The following is a 22,505-nucleotide window of genomic DNA, read 5'->3' on the forward strand; positions in this document are numbered from 1 at the left end:
TCAGTTATAAGCTCCTTTATGCGACTCAGTGTTGGAGGCGGTGGTAGTGGTTCGCAGACTCTGCGCCAACTCAACCAATTGCACGAACTCGGCGCGCAGACCGAATGGGTCGTCGCCCCGTGCACCGCGCGCCAAGGCTTCGGTGTCTTTCAGGCTGAAATCACCGGTGTAACGCCCGTCCTTGAGCTGCTGGGAAAAGGCCGCCACGGCCGACGCAAAGCGCAGGTCATCACTGGCTTTGCCGACCGAATCACCCGCAATCGGCCGTTCGATCAAGCGACTTTTCCCACCTTCCGGCAGCTGATATCGCACACGCAGCATCGCCAACTCCCCAGTTGTACCGGAAGCCACCGGCTCAGCCTTGCCATACCGCAGCGGCTCCAGCCAGCCCTTCTCGCCCTTGGGCACGATTTCGTACAACGCCGTCACCGTGTGTCCTGCACCAATTTCACCGGCATCGACTTTGTCGTTGCTGAAATCCTCACGCTTCAGCGCCCGGTTCTCATACCCCAGCAGCCGATATTCGCTGACCTGCGCCGGGTTGAACTCCACTTGCAGCTTCACGTTTTTCGCCACCACCGCGAGGGTTGAACCGAGTTGATCCACCAGCACTTTGCGCGCCTCGCGCAGGTTGTCGATGTAGGCGTAGTTGCCATCGCCGGCGTCGGCCAGTTGTTCCATCAGATGTTCATTGTAGTTATCCACACCAAAACCCAAGGTGGTCAGGGAAACGCCAGTCTTGCGTTTATCCACAGCCATTTGCTTGAGGCTGTCGAAGTCGCTGATGCCGACGTTGAAGTCACCGTCCGTGGCCAGCAGGATGCGGTTGATGCCTTGGGGAATGAAGGCTTGTTGCGCCATCTGATAGGCCAATTCGATGCCCGAGGCACCCGCCGTCGAGCCACCGGCGGTCAATTGATCAATCGCTGTACGAATCTTCGCTTTTTCCCGCCCAGAAGTCGGCTCAAGAACCACACGCGAATCGCCGGCGTAGACCACCAAAGACACCCGGTCCTGCTCGCGCAGTTGATCGACCAGCAATTTCAGGGTGCTTTTGACCAGTGGCAAACCTTCGCGACGGTCCATCGAGCCGGAGACGTCCACCAAAAACACCAGGTTGGCCGGGGCCAGTTCCGCGACTGCGCGGTCCGAGGCTTTGATACCGATGCGCAGCAAACGGGTATGCGGATTCCATGGCGATGGCGCCAGTTCAGTGGTCACGCCAAAAGGCGAGCCGTCCGTGGGCAGCGCGTAGTCGTAGGGGAAGTAATTGACCAGTTCTTCCAGCCGCACAGCGCCTTCGGGCGGCAGGCGTCCCTGATTCAGCAAGCGGCGGATATTGGCGTAAGCGCCGGTATCGACGTCGGCGCTGAAGGTCGAGACCGGCGCCTCGGCCACACTGTGAATCGGGTTATCCGCCAATGCCTGATATTGCTCGCGCTGCTCATCCCGATAACCCGGCGCAGCCACCTCAGGCGCAAAGCTCGCCATGGGGGCTGGACGGGCGGTGCGTTTGGCCATCGAGGCATCCGCGGCAACGGACTCGCTGCGCACCAGCGCCTCAGTCTTCAGTGCACCTTGAGCCGGTGGCGACACAGCGGCGGACTCAGGTTTAGAGGAAGCGCCGCAACCGGCAACGGCCAACAGCAACCCGACGGTGAAACCCTGGGCGGCCGGGCGGAGGAAATGCAGAGGGAGGGACATGGGGGCTGACCTCAGGAGGAAATTGATCCATTCATCCTCTGAGACGAGCCCCCGTCCAGGTTCGGGTTAAGCCGGCTGAAAAATTAATCTCAGCGGTGATAACGCCGCACCACACTGCTGTTTTTCAGCACATGGCCTTTGATTTTCTCCAGCAGCTGCGCACGCGTCAGGCCGGCGGGCAAGGCGTCCGGAGCGAGGTCCAGGGCGTAGAGCTGGATAATGTAGTGGTGGGAGCTGTCGCCGACGGGTGGACAAGGACCGATGTAGCCGGTGGTGCCTTTGCTGTTGCTGCCGCCCATACCTTCTAGCGCGGATTTGGCGCCCACCCCGGCCGGGATCTGACGGGTCGTGGCCTTGATGCCGTAGTGAATCCAGTGATCGACCCCAAGGCCTTTCTGGCCGTCCGGGTCGTGCATGACGATGGCGTAGCTCAAGGTGCCCTGGGGGCCGGCGTTCCAGCTCAGGGCCGGGGACTGATTCTTGCCGCCGCAGCCGCTGGCGTCGCTGGCCGCCGCCGAGGTGAACAGGCGGTTATCCGAAACACCGGGAATGCTGACGGTGAAACGCTCCTGGGCCTGCGCCGGAAACTGCACGCAAAGGGCGACTGCAACGGCCGCCAGCCAAGGGTTCAGAGAGGTCAATCGGGTCATTCCGGAGCACCTTGTGCGGATGGGGCCTTCGTCGGCCTGCGAACTATAGCCGTACCGTTGGTGCGGTGGCAGTGGGAATTGGCTGAACCTCGGGACTAAGGCCAAACTCTTAAGTGAAACGCCCGCCTGGAGAATGATCATGGCCCTGCACCGCGTCGCCCGTTTTGCCGATGTGCCCGAAAACCGAGGCCTGGAAGTACGGATCGCGGACACCAAGATAGTTTTGCTAAGGGTCGGCGATCAATTGCGCGCCTATCAAGGTGAATGCCCCCACGCCGGGGCGCCGCTGGCCGAGGGTGCGCTGTGTCATGGGCGTCTGATCTGTCCGTGGCACAAAGCCGCGTATCGGATCGAGGATGGCGGGCTGTGTGATCCGCCGTCTCTGGACAGCCTCAAGCGCTATCCCCTGGAGATGCGTGATGACGAGGTCTGGGTCGACGATCAGCCGCTATCGGATCCCCACACCCCGCCAGCCGATGATGAGCGCACGTTTGTGATCATCGGAGCCGGGGCCGCCGGCACGGCGGGAGCAGCGGCATTGCGCGAGAAAGGCTTTGGTGGCCGTGTCGTGCTGATCGACCGTGAAGCCGATGCCGGTTACGACCGCACAGTGCTGAGCAAATTCGTGATTGCCGGGGAAATGCCACCCGAAGAAGTCCCGCCGCTACGGGATGAACGCTTTTACCGCGAGCAGCGCATCGAGCGAATAAACGGTGAAGTGGCGAGCCTGGATACAGCCAACAAAACACTGCGACTGGCCGACGGTCAGTCACTGACCTATGACGCTGCGCTGCTCGCGACCGGCGGCACACCCAACCCCCTCACGTTGCCAGGCGCCGACTTGCCGCAAGTCTTCCTGCTGCGCTCCAAAGATCAGGCGACGCGGATTCTGAACGCGGCAAAACCCGGCCAACGGGTGGTGATCATCGGCGATAGCTTCATTGCCTTGGAGTCCGCGTCGGCCCTGCGCCAATACGGTCTGGAGGTCACCGTGCTGGCGCGCCACGCAGTGCCGTTCGTCAAGCAGTTTGGCGAAGCGGTCGGCAAGGCGATTCGTGCCCGGCACGTGGCCAACGGCGTGGTGTTTCATAGCGACAGCGAAGCCGCGCAGATCGAAGGCACGGGCAAGGTCGAAGCGGTGAAACTGGAAAACGGTCAACGTTTGCCTGCCGATCTGGTGCTCGTCGGCATCGGCGTCAGCCCGGCGACGGAACCGTTTGCCGACCTGCCCAAGGAAAAAGACCGTTCACTGCAGGTCGATGGCGGCATGCGCGTGGCCGAAGGGCTCTGGGCGGCGGGTGATATCGCGACCTTCCCGCTCAACGGCCAGCCCCAGCGCATCGAGCACTGGCGCCTGGCCCAGCAACAGGCGCGGATCGCGGCGGCGAACATGCTGGGCGGCGACGAGCACTACCTCGACGTGCCGTATTTCTGGACCTGGCACTTCGGCAAAAATTACGACTACCTCGGCCACGCTGAAAGCTGGGACGAAGTCGAGTTCAAGGGCAACCCTGACCATCCACCCTTTATCGGCCTGTTCAGCAAGAACGGCGTGGTGGCCGCGGCTGTTGCCTGCGACAAAGAGCGGGCGATGGCGATGCTCGCGGAGCGGATGAAGCAACCGCTGCCGGTGGATGAGGCGTGGCTGTTGATTCGGGATGTGGATTAGGTTTTAACCAGCGGACAGCAAAACGCCCGGTGCCTGCGTTCGCAGAGACCGGGCGTTGCCATGAAGCGAGCGGTATTACTGAATCGGTGCAACGCCGCCGAGTTTGCTCATCACGAAGCCGACAAATTGTTCAACGGTCATTTTCTGGCCATTGAATTCCACCTGATTGTTGGCGTAATGCAATTTGGTGACGACATCGCTGCCCTCCAGCTTGGCCAATTGCGTACCGACCGCCATGCTGCTGAACATGTCAGCAGTCGCCGTTGCCTGATCGGCGATGAGCTTGGCGTCGGTCTGACCGTCGATCTGCGATTGCACAATGAACAGGTCAACGAGCATTGGCTTGGACACTTTCAGATTGAAATCCAGCAGCGCAATCAGTTGTTGGGTCAACTGGTCTGGCGGCAGGTCCATGGACTGCGGTTTGGTCAGGTCGAGCACCAGGTTGGCGCGGCTTTCACCGTTGGTGGATTTGAACGACAGATTCTCCAGGGCGACCTGCGGGCCAGCCGCGAGCAGTTTTTCCAGACCGATTTTGACCTGTGCTTCTTCTTCCGGGGTCAACACCAGTTCTGGCGCCGGTTCACCGGCGGCAGCGGCTTCGGCGGCGGCCTTCTCGTAGGGCTGCAATTTGGTCTGGTAGATCTGCATCAGCGACATGGTCGCCGGGATGTCGAGGTTTTTCAGGCTCATGGCCATCTGCGCAGAACCGAACGTTTTGCCATTCAACGACACCTCGCCCACCTTGTAATCGGCGCGCCCCGAAGCGCTGGTGCCCGACTCTTCGGTGTGGTTTTTCATTTCAAATTTCTTGAAGCCCAGTACCGACTGTTTGGCGCCGAAGGTGGTTTTGCTGTCGGTCACCTCCAGGGTGTTGTCGCCGACGTAATAACCGTAGGTGCTTTTGGTCAGGTTGCTGGCCACGGTCAGGCCGTTCAGCTCGACCTTCACGGGTGTCTGGTCTTCAGCCACCGTGGTCAGCGTCAGGCTGTCCATGTAGCCGTCAGCCTTGACCTTTTGGGCTTGGGCGCTGGCGGCGACGTCGAGGTTCAGACCGGAAAACTTCAGGTGGGAGGTGGCGTCCAGCGCCACGTCCAGCGGCAGCAATTCGAGCGTGCCGTTGGTGGAATTGTCGTACCCGATATTGACCAGGCCCTTGAGAGGCGACTGGTCCTTGGCAGCGGCGAACCATTTCTCGGTGGTTGGCGTTCTTTCCAGTTCGTAGTGACTGGTGGCCATGACCGGCAGCCATTTCAGCGACATCAGACGCGAGAACGGCAGCGGTCCGTGTTCGATGTGGTCGACGAACAGCAACTCGACCGGCGCTTCGCCAAACATTTCACCTTCACCCTTGAGGCGATAGTGCGCGGTGCTGCTGAACACGTGGCGCTCCAGCGAGACCAGTTCCAGCGATGCCGTGCCGTTGGAACCCACCAGCGCGGCTTTCAGCTCTTTGTTGGCGTCAGCGATCGAGGTATTCAGCACGCCTTCGATTTTGGTGCCGGTGTACCAGGCACCACCGGCGCTGATTGCACCGATGGCAACGACGATCCCAAGAAGCACGCCTGCTGATTTATTCATGAATTACCCGATCAATGTCCGTTGTTGAAAATGTGGTCGTCTTCCCTGAACCCTTGACGGGTTGCGGTCACGACTGCGCTGAAAGTGCGAGGGAGATTAGCATCAGGCGCACCGGGTGGCCCAATGTTTAAAGGTTAAAGAGTGTCTATGGACCGCGTGCACGGGCCGAGAGTTTCGGCGGTCATGAAATCGCGTTCGCGGGCAAGCCTCGCTCCTACAGGTATCGCATGATCCTTGTAGGAGCGAGGCTTGCCCGCGAAGGCGTCAATACCGACAACATCAATTCAGGAATACTGAACTTCCATCTCATCCAGCTGGTGATCAAAGCTTTTGAGCCGCGCCGTCCACGTATACACCAGCACTTCAAAATCGCGATTGATTACCGCCCCGCCCGCCACGTCCGCACGGGGATCGCAGAAGTCCAGCTGATAGCGTTCGCGGGCCATGGCGGCGGCGACATCGGAGAGTTCGCGGGCGTTGTTCAGCCAGTGCCTGCCGTCTTCGGAGACTTGCTTGTCCAGTTCAAGGCATTGTTTCTTCAACGTATCGAGGCTTTTTTCCAGTGGCGTGCCGGTGAGTTCGCCCATGACTTCCTGGAACGTGCGCCCCGGTTGCCAGTAACTGCCCCAGAAATAGCGGTCAAACACCGTTTCGACCCGACGCAAAGCCACCTTGGTGTCCCAGATCAGCACCCGGGTCTTGCCTTGTTCGAGTTGTCTTTTCTTGATGCGCTGGCCCTGGACTGAGGCCCAGGCCACTACGACGATTGCCATCACGGCAATCAGCGCGGCTGCGCTGTCGAGGAACACCAGAGCCTTGTCGATCTGGTGGGCCAGCATGATGCCGTAGAAATAGGTGGCCGACAGCAGAACCAATGCCGCAATAGCGCACCAGAAGCCGGGAGCATAAGGGTTTTTCATTATTAGATCCCCATGACCAACGCGAGCCTTGATCGATGAAATCGACGCGCGACTTCATCAAATCAAAGCATAGCAACGGCCTCAGGGTTTGCCGGGTTGTGACGCTTGCGTTCGTCCGCTTTCCCAGCCACCGCCCAACGCGAGGAACAGATCGATCTGGCTCATGGCAACTTGCGTGTTCGCGGAGGCCAATTGCGCCCGTACATCGGTGTAGGTGCGGGTCGCTTGCAGATCCGCCAGGAACGATGCGCGGCCAGCCTGGAAGAAGCGGTGGGTCTGGTCGGCGGCCAGTTGTGCCGATTGTTCGGCATCGGCCAACGCATCGCGGCGTTGCAGCAGCGCGGAGTATTGCGCCAGGCTGGTCTGGGTTTCGCGGATGGCGTTGAGCACCACGCCGTCGAAATGCGCAAGCGTGCCTTGGGTCGCCGCTTCTGCCTCACGGATTCGCGCCCGGGAACCATTGGACGGCACAGTCCAGGTCAACAACGGACCAAAGCCCCAGCGGTTGGTCGCCGGTTTGCCGAGGTTTTCCAGGATGCCGACGGTGCCGACGGTCGCGCCGATGCTGATGTCCGGGTACAACTCGCCGGTGGCGATGCCGATGCCAGCGGTCGCGGCGGCCAATCGGCGCTCGGCCTGGCGCACATCGGGCCGGCGCTTGAGCAAAGTGGCGCCGTCACCGACCGGCAATAATTGAGTGATTTTCGGCAGTTCGTTGCAGGTGGCGGTCCCGGCCGGCAACTGATCGACCGGTTTGGCCAACAGCATCGACAAACGGAACAAACCCGCCTGGCGCGCCGCTTCATAGCGCGGCATGTCGGCGCGCAAGGATTTGAATTGAGTTTGCGAGCGCGTGACCTGGGTTTCATCGCCGCGCCCGGCGTCGCGCAGACGCTGGATCAGGGTCGTGCCTTGGGCTTGCAGGTCGAGGGAATGCTGAGCGATTTCCTGCTCTCCATTGGCCGCACACACTTGGGTGTAGGCCCGAACCACATCGGCCACCAAGGTGATGCGTGCGGTATCGGCGGCAGCCTGGGTCGCGTCGGCATTGGCCTTGGCCGCTTCGATGCCGCGCTGCAAGGTGCCAAACAGGTCGAACTGATACGAGGTCGTAATGCCGATGTCGCCAACGTTGGCCACGGGTACTTTATCCGCCAGCAAGAAGGCTTCGCCGGACTCCTGCAAACGCTGGGCGCCCATTTTCACGCCGCCGCTCCAGCCGCCCGCCGCCTGCGCTTCGTCAACCTGAGCACGGGCCCGGGAAAGGCTCGCCGCCGCCACGCGCAAATCGGTATTGGTGACCATGGCCTGCTGCACCAATTGGTCCAGGCGCGGATCCTGATACAGGCGCCACCAATCGGCGGGCACCGGGGCCGAAACGACATTTTTACCGTTCACCGCCAAGTCACCCTGCAAGTCGTCACGGTGGATGGCCGCGTCGTCCGGCAGGTGATAGTCCGGCCCGACCACCTGACAGGCCGACAGCAACACGCCTAATCCGACGACAGCCAAACCCGAGGCCCTGCTCATTTCGCGGGCTCCTGCGGCTGGTCTTCCATGATCGATACCGTGGCGGTGCGCCCGGCGATCATGCGGAAATCCGCCGGTACGTCGTCGAAGGCAATCCGCACCGGAATCCGCTGGGCCAGGCGCACCCAGCTGAACGCCGGATTGACGTTGGGCAGCAGGTTGCTGCCGCTGCTGCGGTCGCGGTCTTCGATGCCGGCGACGATGCTTTCCACGTGGCCACGCAAACGCGCGCGGTCGCCGACCACGCGGATGTCGACCGACTGGCCGACATGAATGCCGTCGAGTTTGGTTTCTTCGAAATAACCGTCGATGTGGAACGAATTACTGTCCACCACCGACAACACCGGACGCCCGGCGGTGACGAATTCCTGCGCACGCGGCGCGCGGTCGTTGACATAGCCGTCCACCGGGCTGCGAATGGTCGAGCGGTCCAGGTTGAGCTGGGCGCTGTCCACCGCCACCTGAGCTTCCATCAGCGCAACTTCGGCGCGAGCGACCCGCGACTGGCTTTCTTCCAGTTGCTCGCCCGGCACCAGATTGCCGAGGCCGCGGTTACGCTTGGCTTCCCGTTGCGCCTGGGCCAGGGTTTCCTGACGGTCGGCGACCGCCGCTTTCGCCTGACGCAAGGCCAGTTTGAATCGGTCCTGGTCGATGCTGAACAGCACCTGGCCGCGTTTCACCAATTGGTTGTCACGCACCTGCACCTGCTGGATCAGCCCGGAAACGTCCGGCGCGATCTGCACGATGTCGGCACGGATGTGCCCGTCCCGGGTCCAGGGCGCGAACATGTAATACATCACCATGCGCCAGACCACGACGACGGCGAAGGTCACGATCAGCAAGGTCAGGACCACGCGACCGAGGGTCAAAAAAGGTTTTTTCATGTCATCAGGTATCGACTGAGTGAGTCCACGGCGCCAAGCAGCAAGGCGTAGAGAGCCACGTTAAACAATGCCCGGTGCCAGACCAGACGGTAAAAGTGCAGGCGTGTCAGCAGCCCGTGCACCAACAGGAACAACAGATACGTAATGCCCATCAGCACCAGCAACGTGGGCAGGAAGACCCCGCTGATATCCAGATCACCGATCATAAAGGCGCTCCATCGATGCCATGGGGAAGCGGTTCTTCGAGTTCGCCCAAGGCGACGAATTCCACCCCTGGCAGCAGCGACAGGCGCAGGCCGCTCAGGGCATGCAACAGGTGCAGACGCGCGCCGTCATCGCACTCGGTGTTGAGGGCGCGGCGGGTGCGGTCGAGGGTCATCAGCAGCGGGCTCGGTGCCGGCAATCGCTCGCCCGCCTTCAGGCACGCCTTGAAATACTCGCCAACCTCGGCCACCACTTGATGCAGCAGCACTTGCGGGGCGCCGAGCACTCGCGGCGTGTAAGCCAGCAAGTCGAGCAGGTTCAGCGCTACGCGCACTTCCCGCAGCGCGATGCCGGTGTCTTGCCCGGTCATGGCCAGGCGCGGCAGATGCTGCATCAGGCGATCGAGCATCTGCACGCCCAGGTGCCGGTGTTCGGCCAGCGTGGCCGGCTCGGTCAGGCTGACAATGTCGCGCCAGCTGAAACGGGTCAGGCGCTTGGCCGCCAGTTCCGCACCGAATGGCCGGGCGATCAGGGTCCAGACAAAGGCAAACAGCAAGCCGACGGGGCCGGCGAGGTTGGAGTTGGCGAAGCTGAGGAAATCCGCGTCGTAAGCGCCCTGAATGCTGATGAACGACGAGGTGTTGACCAGCGTCAGCAGCATGCCCAGGTAAAACTGCGGCTTGACCGTCAGGGTGCCGATGCAAATGAACGGCACAGAAAACGCCAGCACCAGCATCGGAAAATCATGCAGGTTGGGCAGGACCAGGAACAGATAAAGACTGGCAAACAACACCGACATCGCGGTCCAGAAAAAGAACCGGAAAATCTGCGGCGCCGGGTCGTCCATCGAGGCGAAGAAGCTGCACGCCACCGCCGCCAGAATCACCGCAGCGCCGCCATCCGTCCAGCCGAGCAGGATCCATAGCACCGAGGCGACAATAATCGCGGTCACCGTGGACGCCGCCGAATAAAGCATCAGCCCCCGGTCGAGAAACGGCGACAGGCGGCCCAGGCGCCAGTGCCGATACACCGCGCGCCAGCTGTCCTGGCTTTCGCATTGAATGGCGTATTGCAGGCTGCGGCAGTCTTGCCACAAGTCGATCCACTCGCCGAGGCGATACAGGGCGTTGGAAAACAGCAGTTGCTTGCGGTCATTCAGCGCTTCGGCGGACGGTTGCAAGGCCTCAAGTTGATCTTTCAGCGCCTGCCAGCGGCCGAGGTCGGCATCCTTGTGATTCAGCCATTCGGTGGTCGCCGTCAGCAGCGGCGCGAACTTATCCACAAGCTCGGGCGTTCTGCGTTCGAGGGCATAGAGCGCGTCGTCGAGGGCATCGATCACGGGCAGCAGATGAATCATGCGGCCGCGCAGTTCCTTGGTATTACGCACCGTCTGCGGCCGCGCGCCTTCGTGGGGCAGCTGGCCGATCATCAATTCCAGGCTGTTGAACGTCGCCACCATCGCCGAGCGCAATGCGCTGACTTCATCAGGTTGCACGTCGCGGCTGAGGAAACGCAGGCTGTAAGTCGAGGCATCGGCGAACCATTTGTTCACCGAATCGTTGAACACCGGCGCCAGCCGCCGGGGCCAGAACATGGCACCGACCACGGCCGCCACCGCGATGCCGAGAAAGATTTCTTCGGTTCGCGCTTCCGCGACATCCCACACCGCCAACGGGTTATCCACAACCGGCAGAGCGATCAGCGGCAGGGTGTAACCGGCAAGCATCAGCGCATAACTGTTGGCCGTGCGCAGATGCAAAGACAGGAACAGCAACGTCCCGGTCCACAACGCGATCACGACCACCAGCACATACGGGCTCTGGACAAACATCGGCACGAAAAAAACCGCGGCCGCCGCACCGAGCAAGGTGCCGACCGCCCGGTACAACGCCTTGGAACTGGTGGGGCCGACAAAAGGGCTGGAAACGATATACACCGTGGCCATCGCCCAATACGGACGCGGCATTTGCATGAGCATGGCGATGTACAGCGCAATCATCGACGCCGCGAACGTGCGCACTCCGTAGAACCAGTCCCGCGCCGGAGGAACGCCGGTGAAAAATCCGCTCAAGGGTTGGCCACCGATGGCGCGTTCGCGGCTTCAAAGGCTCTCAACACCCGCAGTGTTGCTTCCAGATCACTGCGGTCGATCCCTTCGAGCACTTCATGGCGCAAACGCACCAGCTCGATTTCGACAGCCTGCACCAGCTCCCGACCGGTTTCGGTGAGGCTCAGGCATTTGGCGCGGCGGTCATGGACGTCTTCAGTGCGACAGACGTAACCGGCGTGACACAGCTGATCGAGCAGACGCACCAGCGACGGACTCTCCATCCCAGCCGCCTGCGCCACCGTCACCTGTCGCACACCCTCGCCCAGGCGCCCGATCATCAACAACGGGACGGCGCAGGCTTCGGAAATCCCATAGTTGACCAGCGTGGTCTGGCAGATCTTCCGCCAATGCCTCGCGGCCACCACCATGGAGCTGCTGATGTTCATCTGGAGAGCGTCGAGGTTTTTCGGCACGAGGGGAAATGCACACTGTTAGTTTGCTAACTATCAATATGGCATTGGAGGGGAAAGTTGGTCAAGTTTTGAAACAATTCTGTAGCCGGACGGACCGTTTTACGACATTCAACCGGACCCCTGGTTGAAATCGCCCAGACGCACCAGCATCGTTTCGAAAAGCTCTGCCGAAACCAGAGAGGCCTTGATCTGATTTTTTTCAATCACCGCCACAGGCCTGTCTTGCGCCTCACGCACTATAGTTCCTGCGTTTTTCGCGAGTTCAGAGATGCTGATGACTCTTTCTGCCAAACACGCTGCATGACTCGGTCTCATGGCTGGACTCAACGCCATGAAAGCTACTTCAGCTCAGGTAACACCTTTCAGAAAAGCTGTGACAAGGTCTTGCGTTCAGATGGTTACACCCCCCGCCCCTTCCTCATCAGCACATCCAGCTGATCCACCACCTCCGCCCAATCCGCATCATCCAGAATCTCCTCCCGCAATAACTGAGCCTGGCTCTCGTTCCAGAAAAACGCATCGGCCAGATGCAATTCGGGCTTGAGCGGTGAGTGAGTGGCGATGAATTTATCGATGCTTTCGGCGTCGTCCGGCAGGCCTAGTTGCTTGAACAGCGAGGGGAGGTTGTGGGTTGGGGATTCCATGTCGGGCTCCTTTTTATGGCAAATGATGGGGTGACTGCTGCGCAGTCATTCGCGGGCAAGCCTCGCTCCTACAGGTGCCGCGTGATCCTGTAGGAGCGAGGCTTGCCCGCGAAGGCGATGTCACTGACTCCACAAAACTCATTGGCTCAATTCACGCACCTCGGCGTGCGGCACCATTTTCAGAAACTGCGGCATTTCCATGCGCAACAGATTGGTGTGGTTGCCGGCTTCCAGATAGATGTCTTTCTGCCGGGTCAGTAGCGGGTCGATGACCACGTCCAGGCCATAGGCTTCGCCCAGGGCGGGCACAGCGCCGCGTTCGCAATCATCGAACAGGTGCGGCAGGTTGCTTTCCCGGGAGATCTGCCATTCGCCGCTGCTGCGAACTTTGCTCAGGTCCAGATGACGGCTGGCGGGCAGCACAGCCATCAGGAAATGCCCATGTTGGTCGTCGAGGATAACTGACTTGGCCACCCGTTCGGCAGGAATGCCCGCGAGTCGCGCGGTTTCAAGGCTGCTGGCCGAGTGCGGGTGGGACACGATGTCATATTCGCAGTGCGCCTTGTCCAGGCTGCTCTGCAGGGTTCTTGCCATACGCATGATGCACCTCGGTGTCCGCAAACACTGTTTGGCGGACGATGGTTAACACTTTTCTTCGTACTGAAAGTCTAGGCCCGCTGACGCATTCCGGAGTGAAATCCGCCCGCCGGGCCAAGGTCAACAACTGGTCAAAATTCGTACAACCCACAGCTCAGCTAGACTGTATAAAGAACCATCAATGACTCTCCCGGAGGGTCGCGTGAACATTCGTTGCTGTGCAGTTGCGCTGCTGTTGGCCTTGAGCGGATCGGTCTTCGCGTCGGACACCATTGTCTTGCTGGCCCCCAACCCCATGGGGATCTGGCTGATCACGCTCGGTATCGCCTTTTTGATCGCCGAGGCGGCGCTGCCCAATTACGGCGTGATCGGGCTCGGTGGCATTGTGATGTTCGTCATCGGCGCGGTGATTCTGACCAACACCGAGGTGCCGGTGCCGTTGATGATCGGCCTGGGACTGATCAGTGCGCTTTTGTTGATCTTCCTGCTGATCCGCGCCCTGAAAACCCGACCGCGGCACAACGTCAGTGGCGATGCCGGACTTGTGGGCAGCGTGACGCCGGTGATTTCGTTGAACGCCGACAACGCCTGTAACGGCTGGGTGCACCTGCAAGGCGAACAGTGGCAAGTGCTCAGCAGCACGCCGCTGCAACCGGGGCAAAAGGTCCGGGTGGTGGCACGCAAGGGATTACTGCTGAAAGTGGCCGCGGCTGACGCGGCGTCGAAGGGAGAATAGCCATGGGCCTGCAACTGGGTTTTGCCGCGCTGCTGTTACTGCTGATCGCGCTGGCGGGGTCGACCTTCCGCATCCTGCGCGAATACGAGCGCGGGGTGGTGTTCCAGCTCGGGCGCTTCTGGCAAGTCAAGGGGCCAGGCCTGATCCTGCTGATTCCGGTGGTCCAGCAAATGGTTCGCGTCGACCTGCGCACCGTGGTGCTCGACGTGCCGACACAAGACGTGATCACCCGCGACAATGTCTCGGTCAAGGTCAACGCCGTGCTGTATTTCCGCGTGCTCGATCCGCAGAAAGCCATCATCCAGGTCGAAGACTTCCTCATGGCCACCAGCCAACTGGCCCAAACCACGTTGCGGGCAGTGCTGGGTAAACATGAGCTCGATGAACTGCTGGCCGAACGGGAACGGCTGAACATCGACATCCAGCAAGTGCTCGACGCCCAGACCGATGCCTGGGGCATCAAGGTGGCGAACGTCGAGATCAAGCACGTAGACCTCAACGAATCGATGGTCCGCGCCATCGCCAAACAGGCCGAAGCCGAGCGGGAACGCCGGGCCAAGGTGATTCACGCCGAAGGCGAATTGCAGGCCTCGGAAAAACTCATGCAAGCCGCCGAGATGTTGGGGCGTCAGCCGGGGGCCATGCAGTTGCGCTACATGCAGACGCTGAGCTCGATTGCCGGGGACAAGACAGCGACGATTGTCTTCCCGCTGCCGATCGAATTGCTCAAGGGGATGGCGGATTTGTCGTCGAAATCCTGACCTTCCGCGAAAACACCAACGTCTGGTAACTCCGTCGGAGATTTCCTTCAAGTTGTAGTGGTGTTGGTGAACTTGTTCCGGCCTGAACCCAGGTCTAGTCTGGGTTTGTCACTGAATAAACGGTGACACGGACGTGCAAGTCCGACGAAACTGTTTAGGTCGCAATTGCCATGTCTCATTGCTTAATGGCGGCTGCGCGCAGGAGATCCTCGGATCTGCTGGGTGTCCTAAACAGTCCCGGTCTTGCACACCTGCGCTCGGCCGCCACCCCATTCGCGTGCAAGCGAACGGTGACGGCTCCTACTTACTGTTTAGGATTTTTATATATGCACAAAATTACGCCGAATCCGCCAGGTAACCCTGGCACCGATTCCGACGATTCCCTCGAAGCCGAAAAACTCAAGGAAGCCGCAGACCGCGCCTTCGCCCACTACTTCCCCCCGACTGACGGAAAACCAGCCAAACGCCGCAAAGGCCATCTCTTCACCGTTTCCCCCGACATCGATACCGAAGCCCTGCTGGCCAATGCCTCCGAAGACCTGCTGTCCATCAGCGCCATTGCGGCCGATCTGGCGGGCGATGTGGACGGGACGCGGCGTTCGGTTGCCTTGGCGCTCAGCCGCATGGCCGATGGCGTGCAGTTTCTCGTAGAGCGGGCGATGGATCATTGGGAGGCGATGCAGATTCAGCAGGCTCAGGCCAAGGTTTAGCCAGGTCGATTGGCGGTTAATTGACCGCCGCCATCGCGAGCAGGCTCGCTCCTACATTGGATCTGCGTCGTACACATAATTTGTGTTCACTGAAGATCAACTGTAGGAGTGAGCCTGCTCGCGATGGCGTCAGTGCTGTCAATGCATGACTTGGCAACCAGCGCCTCATAAGGCCCCCGCGCCCAACGCTCCACCCGCTCACGCAACAACGTCGACGCCTCACGCCGCTTGTCATCACAGTCCCCGACAAACACCGATGAAGGCTGTTTGGCATGCCGCCCCACCGCCGCAAACACTTGCTCCCTCTGCACGTCATCCAACCCGAAAAATCCAGCCAACCGCCCCGCCATTGCGCCCGGCAACTCGCTGTAATTCACCGCCAACCCACCAAACGCCTGGCATTGCGCCAACCCCGATGCCAGCAACCGCCCCAACCGCCGCGCAATAAAATCCTCACGACTGTCGAACGGCCATTCGTCATCCAGCCCACTGGCCCCGATCATTCTCGGCACCATGTGCATGCCCGGGCGGCGTATATGGGAAACAGCGATTTCCAGCGGATCGCGGTACACAAACAACCAGGGCGTGTCGGGAAAGCACTCGCGCAACAGGGGCAATTCGGTGATGTTCCAGGCATCGAGCTTGATCACCAGCCGTTGCTCCGTACCGAGCCGACGCTGACCATAGGCGGACAACAACCCTTTGACCGCGGCACACCGTTCGACGACTGGCAAACCACTGCGCAACAACGCATCCAGCGGCGGCGGTTCGCTGATGACGATGTGGTTGGTGAGTTGCGCGAGCATCTGACTGATCAGAGTCGAGCCGCATCGCGAAGCATGAAAAATGAATGCACTCGGCGCCAACCCGGGACTCTGCGCCTCCCAGTCGCCAAGAACAGCCAGAGGCGTCTGCCGACGAAACGCCTGATTGAACGGTAACCTCAGCGCAGCTTCCACGGCATCGCGAAAAAACGGATGATGCAACGGCGTGTCCCCGAACCAGCACCAATCGACCTGCCACTCGCCAGCCGGCTGCCAGATCCGCATCGGCAACCAGCCTTCGAGATTCAGGCGCTCCATTGTTCATTCCATCGGCGGCGACCGCTGCGCATCGCGGCACGCAGTTCTTCCCGAGAAAATTCCAGGCCTCGCTCCGCCGCCAGCTCCAAGGTGCGGGTGATAAACACCTCGGTGTCCGGCAAGCCCTGCAAGGTCTTCGAAAGCTGCAAATCACTGGCCACCAGACGCTGGAATTGCAGCAAGGCGCCGTCACCCGAACCCGGCTGCGGCGTAGTCGATACACCGTCGACAATCGCCTGCTCCAGCCAGTCACCCGGCCGGCAATCGAGCACCAAATGAACCCGCGCCTGAGTATCCCGATTGTCCACACGGTGCGGTCGCGACAGGTCGAGGAACCAGCACTCGCCTGCCGTCATCGGCACGCGCTGACCGTCCAGCATGAAGTCCACTTTCGGCGGGCTGAGCAGCGGGATGTGCAGGCGCAGATCGGCGGCTGGTCCGCCAAGATCGTAGTCACGATGATCATGAATCTGCCCGCCCGGCCCAAGTCGCAACAGGCGCGCCGACACGACCTCCACCGGCAGATCCCGCAAGCCCTGCTGCCATCGCGGATCCCGCAACCACGGCGCACGCAACAGCGGTTCGCCACGCCCCGGGGACAGTTCCGTCAGGGCATCCGCCGCCGACACCAGCGCCACACCACTCCAGTCCCCGGCGTAGTAATCGCTGTTGAAATGCGCATGCCACGCGTCCTCGCCAATCGCCGCCAGCGCCTGCAACAACAGCGGTAAATCCACCGCCACCGGCAAGCGGGAAAATACCGGTCTGCTCATCGTTTCGGCAGCACCGCACACTCGCCGAGCCAGGTCAGCAGTCGGTCGAGGCAGGCTTCGACCGACTGCACGCCGGTGTCGAGCACCAAAGAGGCGGACGGCGGCGGTTCATAGGGCGCGGAAATCCCGGTAAATCCCGCCAGGTCACCACGACGGGCCCGCGCATAATGACCTTTGGGATCGCGCTGCTCGCACACCGCCAACGAAGCGCTGCACCAGACTTCGCGGTAATCCTCACCCAGACGGCGAGCGAACACCTCACGCAACTCCACCAGAGGCGCGATCATCGCGAGGATGACGATCTGCCCGTTCTCCACCAACAGCGCCGCGAGTTCGCTGGCGCGGCGGATGTTCTCCAGACGATCGCTGTCGGAAAAGCCCAGGTCACGATTGAGCCCGACCCGCAAGCCGTCGCCATCGAGCACCACGCTCTGCACGCCGCGCTCGAACAACTCAGCGTGCAGGGCCTGGGCCAGCGTCGATTTACCCGCTGCCGGCAAACCGGTCAGCAGGATCGCGGCGCCTTGATGACCATTGCGGGTCTCCCGTTGTTCGCGATTGATGCTCGCGGTCGGCGCCAGCAGGTTATTGGACCGGAGCATGGGTCACCGGCACACTGATATTGCCCGACGCCCACGCCGCTTCGCGGTTGGCCAAGGCGGTGGCGATGGATTGGACTTCGGTGGATTGCACCTCGTCCGGCATCGGATCGAGGCCGGCGCTGGCGAAGATCTGGCCGTAGGCGTTACGCAGATCGGCATAGGACAGGTCCCGGCGCAAATCCGCCTGCAACGTGTTCAGTTCACCCTGGATCAGGTCCAGTTCACCAAGTCCCGCCGCCTGATGACGGTTGCGCAATTGCCCCAGAATCTCCCCGTCGATGCTCGAGAGTTCCTGGTTGGTCTGGAACTGATTCAGCGCTTCCTGGTAGTTGGCGTTCGCCACATAGAGCTGGGCCAGCACCGCGATGGACATGGCCTGGCGCCGTGCCTTGGCGACCTCTTCGCCGGCCTTGGCCACGTTGATCGCGGCCGGTGCGGAAATCACGTTAAACAGGTTCCAGGTCAATTTCACCCCGTAGTCGGCCCACTTGTCGTTGACCAGAAACGAGTTGCTGTCGTAATGCCCACCTGCCGAAAACTCCAGCCCCGGCAACAGCCGCAGCATGGCTTTACGGGTTTCGGCAGTGCTGATGCGGGTCTGGTAATCCTGTTCGCGCAGCTCCGGACGGCTGGCCAGGGCTTCATGCTCCAGGCTGGCCATGCCGACCTTCAACTGCGGAATCGAGTAGTCGTCCGGGGTCGCCAATTTCAGATCGGTGCCCATCGGCAGGTTGATCAGAGTCGCCAGTTCGGTTTTGGCCAGGGACAGCGCCCGGCGTTGCTCTTGCAACTGGCGGGTCGCCTCGATCAGCGAACGCTGGTAACCCAGCGCCTGGATCGGATCGCCGATGCGTTGGGTGCTCATGCTTTGGCTGTTGCCGCGTGCCGTATCGACCCGCGCCATCAGGCTGTCGATCTGCGTGAGCAAACGTTCGGCGGCCACCGCTCGCCAATAGGCCGAGCGCACGTCCTGGACGATGGTGTTGATGACCTTGCGCCGGCGTTCCTGAACAATCAGGCGCTGGTCGCCTTGTTGCTTGGCACTGATGTAGCTGACGCCGAAGTCGAGGACATTCCACACCATGGTCAGGTCGGCCACTCGGCGGTCGCGGTCCTGGGAGGTCGACGGTTCCAAAGACTGGGTGCCGGTCAGTACGCTCTGGCTGCTGGAGGCGCCAACGTTGCTACGCCCGACGTAGCCTGCATCCAGGGCCATGCGCGGCAGCATGTCGAAACTGGCGAGGTCGAGTTGGCGCTTGGCCAATGCCTCTTCCATGATCTTGAGCCGGCCTTCAAGGTTGTATTTCACCGCACGGGCCATGGCCTGGTGCAAGGTCAGCGGACCACTGAGCGGCTCCTGGCCGGTGTACATATTTTGCAGATCGCTCTTGGCGCGCTGTTCGCTGACGCTGCGTTCGATCGGTTCACTTTTGACGGCACATCCGCTTATCGCAAGCGCCAGCAGGCTGACGCACAACAACGAGTGACTTCTATTCATCCTTGACTGCCCCTGAGTGCTGCACTGATTTTATGGTTATTTCAGGCCTGCATTTCGCTGATGCCGACCTGTTTCAACGCTGCGGCCAGGCTGTCGACCTGCCGTTGCTCGGTGTCTTTGAGTTGTTGCAATTGCTCGTTCAGCGTCAGCGCGCCAAACACGCCGCGCAGTCCTTGGGAAACATCCCCGCCCCTGATGGAATGACTGCCGAAAGAGTTCAGCTCGCCGCGTTCACTGCTGGTGTCCTGATTGAACAGACTCGACAGCGTACTGGTGCTGAATACCCCGCCATCGCCACCCCCAAAGCCAAGGAAACCGTGACCTGACCCATCGCCGCCACTGTCGCTGCTGCTGAATACCTGGGCGATGAAGCTGCGGGTCAGCGCGCCACGGTTGATGAAAATGTCCCCCAGCGGCCGGATGCCGTTGCCGATCACCCGGTCTTCGAACAGCGGGGTAAAGGTCAGCGGCGAGCCCAGCGCGCCCGTTGGCGCGGCGAAAATGATCGGTTGCAGCGGCACGTTCGGTTGCTCGGCAACGGTTACGGGTTGCGAGACGGGGATCACCGGATCGACCGGCACCAACACACTTGGGGTCGATACGGTGTTGATCGCGAAGTTATTCGACTGGCTGGCGCCGCTGCCGGCATTGCCCGAACCGTCACTGACGCCCGCGATGTTCAGGCTGATCACGTTGCTGCCGTTGCTGACATTGTTGGTAGGCGTCAGCATCGCGGTCCAGGTTGTGCCGCCGTCGCTGCTGGACAGGTCGGACAACGTGCCGTTGGCCACATTGATGTCGGACAGATCGAAACCGCTCACTGCTTCATTGAACGTGATCGTCACCAGCGACGTCTGCCCGACGCCAATGTTGGGGTTGGCGACCACGACGGTGACGGTCGGCCGTTCACCGTCGATGGCGTAATTGTTGGACACGGCGAAGCTGCTGCCGATGTTGCCTGCCAGGTCGGCGACATTGCTGGTGTCGAGGGCGATGAAGTTGCTCGGGTCGGACATATTTGCTGTGGGCGTGAAGGTCGCGGTCCAGGTCTTGCCGCCGTCACTGCTGGCCAGGTTGCTCAACTCGCCGTTGGTCACGCTCAAATCCGACAAGTCGAAGTCGCTGACCACCTCGCTGAAGGTGAAGGTCACGAGCGTGGTCTGGCCAATGCCCAAATGCGAATTGGCGACCACGATGGTGGCGGTCGGGCGCGTGGCATCGAGGGCGTAGTTGTTGGAAATGGCAATCGCGGCACCGGCATTGCCTGCCGCGTCAGCCACGTTGCCGGTGTCGAGCAGGATCAGGTTGGTGGTGTCGTTGATGTTCGCCGTCGGCGTCAGGGTCGCGGTCCAGGTCACGCCGCCGTCGCTGCTGGCCAGGTTGGACAGCACACCGTTGGCCACGCTGAGGTCCGACAAGTCGAAACCGGACACCGCTTCGCTGAAGGTGATGGTCACCGTGGTGGTCTCGCCGATACCGAGGCGATTGTCCGCGACCACGATGGTGGCGGTCGGCCGCGCCGTGTCGACGGCGTAATTATTGGAATCGGTCACGCCCACGCCGCTGTTGCCTGACGCATTGATCACACCGCTGTTGTCGAGGCTGATCAGGTTGCTGCTGTCCGTCACGTCGACCGTTGGCGTGAAGGTCGCCGTCCAGGTGACGCCGCCGTCGCTGGACGAGACATTGCTCAGCGTGCCGTTGGCGATGGTCAGGTCAGCGTTGCTGAAACCACTCACCGCTTCGCTGAAGGTGATGGTCACGCCTGAAGTTTCGCCGGCCTTGAGGGCGTTGTCGGCGATCACGATGGTCGCGGTCGGCACTTGGGTTTCCACCACGTAGTTGGCGGAGTTGGTGGTGCCCGTACCGGCGTTACCGGCCTGGTCTGCGATGCCGGTGTTGTTCAGGGTGATGAGGTTAGTCGCATCGGTCACGCCGAGGGTCGGGGTGAAAGTCGCGGTCCAGGTGATCCCGCCATCGCTGCTGCTCACGGCGCTCAACGTGCCGTTGGCAATGCTCAAGTCGCTGTTGTCGAAACCGCTGACCGCCTCGCTGAAGGTGATGGTCACCAGTGAGGTTTCGCCCGGTTTCAGAGTCGTATCACTCAAGACGATGGTGGCGGTCGGACGCAGGCTGTCGATCACGTAGTTGTTGGAGTCGGTGGTGCCGCTGCCCGCGTTACCGGCCAGGTCGACGATGCCGGTGTTGTCCAGCGTGATTAGGTTAGTCGCATCGTTGACGCTGACAGTCGGCGTGAAGGTTGCCGTCCAGGTGATGCCGCCGTCGCTGCTGCTCACCGCACTCAACGTGCCGTTGGCAATAGTCAGGTCGGCATTGGAGAAACCGCTGACCGCCTCGCTGAACGTGATGGTGACCAGCGAGGTTTGGCCCAGCGCCAGCGTGGTGTCCGCCACCACGATGGTGGCCGTCGGGCGCACGGTGTCGATGGCGAAGTTGTTCGAATCGGTGGTGCCGCTGCCCACGTTGCCCGAGGCATTTTGCACACCGCTGTTGTCCAGGGTAATCAGGTTGGTGGCATCGGTGATGCTGGTGGTCGGCGTGAAAGTCGCCGTCCAGGTGATGCCGCCGTCGCTGCTGCTCACCGCGCTCAACGTGCCGTTGGCAATCGTCAGGTCGGCGTTGCTGAAACCGCTCACGGCTTCGCTGAAGGTGATGGTCACCAGGGAGGTTTCACCGATGTTCAGGGCGTTGTCGGCGACCACGATAGTCGCCGTCGGCAGCACGGTATCGATCGTGTAATTGCCGGAATTGGTGGTGCCGCTGCCGGTATTGCCAGCAAGGTCAGCCACGCCGGTATTGGCCAAGGTGATGACGTTGGTCAGGTCATTCACGCCGACGGTGGGCGTGAAGGTCGCGGTCCAGGTGATGCCACCGTCGCTGCTGCTCACGGCGGTTAACGTGCCGTTGGCAATCGTCAGGTCAGCGTTGGTGAAACCACTGACGGCCTCGGAGAAGGTGATGGTCACCAGCGAAGTTTCGCCGGCACTCAGGGTCGGGTCTGCCAGGACGATGGTCGCGGTAGGGCGGAGCGTATCGATGGCGTAGTTGTTGGAATCGGTAGTGCCGCTGCCGGCGTTGCCCGCCAGATCCGCGATCCCGGTGTTGTCCAGGGTGATCAGGTTAGTCGTGTCATTGACGCTGGCACTCGGGGTGAAGGTCGCCGTCCAGGTGATGCCGCCGTCACTGCTGCTCACCGCGCTCAACGTGCCGTTGGCAAGGGTCAGGTCGGCGTTGGTGAAACCGCTGACCGCTTCCGAGAAGGTAATCGTGACCAGCGAGGTTTCGCCGATGCTCAGTGCAGTGTCCGCCACCACGATGGTGGCCGTCGGGCGCACGGTGTCGATGGCGTAGTTGTTGGAGTTGGTGGTGCCGCTGCCGGCATTGCCCGAACCGTTTTGCACACCGCTGTTGTTGAG

Annotated in this window: 21 protein-coding genes; 4 read left to right on the forward strand and 17 right to left on the reverse strand. The window is 61.3% G+C overall.

Annotation, left to right across the window (positions count from 1 at the left end):
• The gene (locus tag AC1ROI_RS09870) at positions 1–1,704 is read right to left on the reverse strand and encodes a vWA domain-containing protein (protein WP_102595046.1); all 1,704 of its coding nucleotides are present in this window, start codon (positions 1,702–1,704) and stop codon (positions 1–3) included.
• A gap of 89 nt (positions 1,705–1,793) precedes the next feature.
• On the reverse strand, positions 1,794–2,354 hold the full coding sequence (locus AC1ROI_RS09875; RefSeq protein WP_010464881.1) for a YbhB/YbcL family Raf kinase inhibitor-like protein: 561 nt from the start codon (positions 2,352–2,354) through the stop codon (positions 1,794–1,796).
• 139 nt (positions 2,355–2,493) lie between these two features.
• On the opposite strand from AC1ROI_RS09875, the gene AC1ROI_RS09880 reads away from it, so the two are divergent.
• On the forward strand, positions 2,494–4,023 hold the full coding sequence (locus AC1ROI_RS09880) for an FAD-dependent oxidoreductase (RefSeq protein ID WP_102595045.1): 1,530 nt from the start codon (positions 2,494–2,496) through the stop codon (positions 4,021–4,023).
• A gap of 75 nt (positions 4,024–4,098) precedes the next feature.
• Here the strand turns inward: AC1ROI_RS09880 and AC1ROI_RS09885 are convergent, their stop codons facing one another.
• The 10 genes from AC1ROI_RS09885 to AC1ROI_RS09930 all read right to left on the reverse strand — a co-directional run bounded on the left by AC1ROI_RS09885 (position 4,099) and on the right by AC1ROI_RS09930 (position 12,909).
• On the reverse strand, positions 4,099–5,604 hold the full coding sequence (locus AC1ROI_RS09885; protein WP_102595044.1) for a YdgA family protein: 1,506 nt from the start codon (positions 5,602–5,604) through the stop codon (positions 4,099–4,101).
• Between the two features lie 284 nt (positions 5,605–5,888).
• Positions 5,889–6,524: an NADH:ubiquinone oxidoreductase subunit N gene (locus AC1ROI_RS09890; RefSeq protein ID WP_083375310.1), complete on the reverse strand. Its 636-nt coding sequence runs from the start codon at positions 6,522–6,524 to the stop codon at positions 5,889–5,891.
• Positions 6,525–6,605: 81 nt separating this feature from the next.
• Complete coding sequence (locus AC1ROI_RS09895) at positions 6,606–8,054, reverse strand: efflux transporter outer membrane subunit (protein WP_102595043.1); 1,449 nt, start codon at positions 8,052–8,054, stop codon at positions 6,606–6,608.
• Complete coding sequence (locus AC1ROI_RS09900) at positions 8,051–8,938, reverse strand: efflux RND transporter periplasmic adaptor subunit (RefSeq protein ID WP_010464891.1); 888 nt, start codon at positions 8,936–8,938, stop codon at positions 8,051–8,053. The genes AC1ROI_RS09895 and AC1ROI_RS09900 overlap by 4 nt, the downstream gene beginning before the upstream one ends.
• Positions 8,935–9,144: a DUF1656 domain-containing protein gene (locus tag AC1ROI_RS09905; protein ID WP_010464893.1), complete on the reverse strand. Its 210-nt coding sequence runs from the start codon at positions 9,142–9,144 to the stop codon at positions 8,935–8,937. Before AC1ROI_RS09905 ends, AC1ROI_RS09900 begins: the two co-directional genes overlap by 4 nt.
• Positions 9,141–11,213: an FUSC family protein gene (locus AC1ROI_RS09910; protein WP_077747464.1), complete on the reverse strand. Its 2,073-nt coding sequence runs from the start codon at positions 11,211–11,213 to the stop codon at positions 9,141–9,143. Before AC1ROI_RS09910 ends, AC1ROI_RS09905 begins: the two co-directional genes overlap by 4 nt.
• Positions 11,210–11,638 (reverse strand): MarR family winged helix-turn-helix transcriptional regulator, encoded by a 429-nt coding sequence (locus AC1ROI_RS09915; protein ID WP_010464897.1) that lies wholly within the window; start codon positions 11,636–11,638, stop codon positions 11,210–11,212. The genes AC1ROI_RS09910 and AC1ROI_RS09915 overlap by 4 nt, the downstream gene beginning before the upstream one ends.
• A gap of 135 nt (positions 11,639–11,773) precedes the next feature.
• Positions 11,774–11,902 (reverse strand): hypothetical protein, encoded by a 129-nt coding sequence (locus AC1ROI_RS09920; RefSeq protein ID WP_256580107.1) that lies wholly within the window; start codon positions 11,900–11,902, stop codon positions 11,774–11,776.
• Between the two features lie 161 nt (positions 11,903–12,063).
• Positions 12,064–12,309 carry a DUF2789 domain-containing protein gene (locus AC1ROI_RS09925; protein WP_010464900.1) on the reverse strand — a complete coding sequence of 82 codons (246 nt, stop codon included), beginning with the start codon at positions 12,307–12,309 and terminating at the stop codon, positions 12,064–12,066.
• 138 nt (positions 12,310–12,447) lie between these two features.
• On the reverse strand, positions 12,448–12,909 hold the full coding sequence (locus AC1ROI_RS09930; protein WP_010464901.1) for an aminoacyl-tRNA deacylase: 462 nt from the start codon (positions 12,907–12,909) through the stop codon (positions 12,448–12,450).
• Positions 12,910–13,108: 199 nt separating this feature from the next.
• On the opposite strand from AC1ROI_RS09930, the gene AC1ROI_RS09935 reads away from it, so the two are divergent.
• The 3 genes from AC1ROI_RS09935 (at position 13,109) to AC1ROI_RS09945 (ending at position 15,113) form a co-directional block, all read left to right on the forward strand.
• A complete protein-coding gene (locus AC1ROI_RS09935; protein ID WP_010464902.1) occupies positions 13,109–13,642 on the forward strand; it encodes an NfeD family protein in 534 nt (177 codons plus the stop codon).
• A 2-nt stretch (positions 13,643–13,644) separates the two neighbouring features.
• Positions 13,645–14,403 carry a slipin family protein gene (locus tag AC1ROI_RS09940; RefSeq protein ID WP_010464903.1) on the forward strand — a complete coding sequence of 253 codons (759 nt, stop codon included), beginning with the start codon at positions 13,645–13,647 and terminating at the stop codon, positions 14,401–14,403.
• A gap of 326 nt (positions 14,404–14,729) precedes the next feature.
• On the forward strand, positions 14,730–15,113 hold the full coding sequence (locus AC1ROI_RS09945) for a DUF6124 family protein (RefSeq protein ID WP_102595041.1): 384 nt from the start codon (positions 14,730–14,732) through the stop codon (positions 15,111–15,113).
• Between the two features lie 86 nt (positions 15,114–15,199).
• Here AC1ROI_RS09945 and AC1ROI_RS09950 read toward each other — a convergent pair whose 3' ends face one another.
• The 5 genes from AC1ROI_RS09950 to AC1ROI_RS09970 form a co-directional block, all read right to left on the reverse strand.
• A complete protein-coding gene (locus AC1ROI_RS09950) occupies positions 15,200–16,195 on the reverse strand; it encodes a sulfotransferase family protein (protein ID WP_102599727.1) in 996 nt (331 codons plus the stop codon).
• Positions 16,183–16,968, reverse strand: a complete 786-nt coding sequence (locus AC1ROI_RS09955; RefSeq protein ID WP_102595039.1) for an aspartyl/asparaginyl beta-hydroxylase domain-containing protein — start codon at positions 16,966–16,968, stop codon at positions 16,183–16,185. The genes AC1ROI_RS09950 and AC1ROI_RS09955 overlap by 13 nt, the downstream gene beginning before the upstream one ends.
• A complete protein-coding gene (cysC, locus tag AC1ROI_RS09960; protein WP_102595038.1) occupies positions 16,965–17,570 on the reverse strand; it encodes an adenylyl-sulfate kinase in 606 nt (201 codons plus the stop codon). Before cysC ends, AC1ROI_RS09955 begins: the two co-directional genes overlap by 4 nt.
• On the reverse strand, positions 17,554–19,068 hold the full coding sequence (locus AC1ROI_RS09965; RefSeq protein WP_042932453.1) for a TolC family protein: 1,515 nt from the start codon (positions 19,066–19,068) through the stop codon (positions 17,554–17,556). Before AC1ROI_RS09965 ends, cysC begins: the two co-directional genes overlap by 17 nt.
• A 41-nt stretch (positions 19,069–19,109) precedes the next feature.
• Positions 19,110–22,505, reverse strand: a 3,396-nt coding sequence (locus AC1ROI_RS09970) for an Ig-like domain-containing protein (protein ID WP_492573977.1), incomplete at its 5' end; no start/stop codon positions are given.

The sequence above is a fragment of the Pseudomonas sp. GW823-FHT02C02 genome (genome assembly GCF_058797635.1).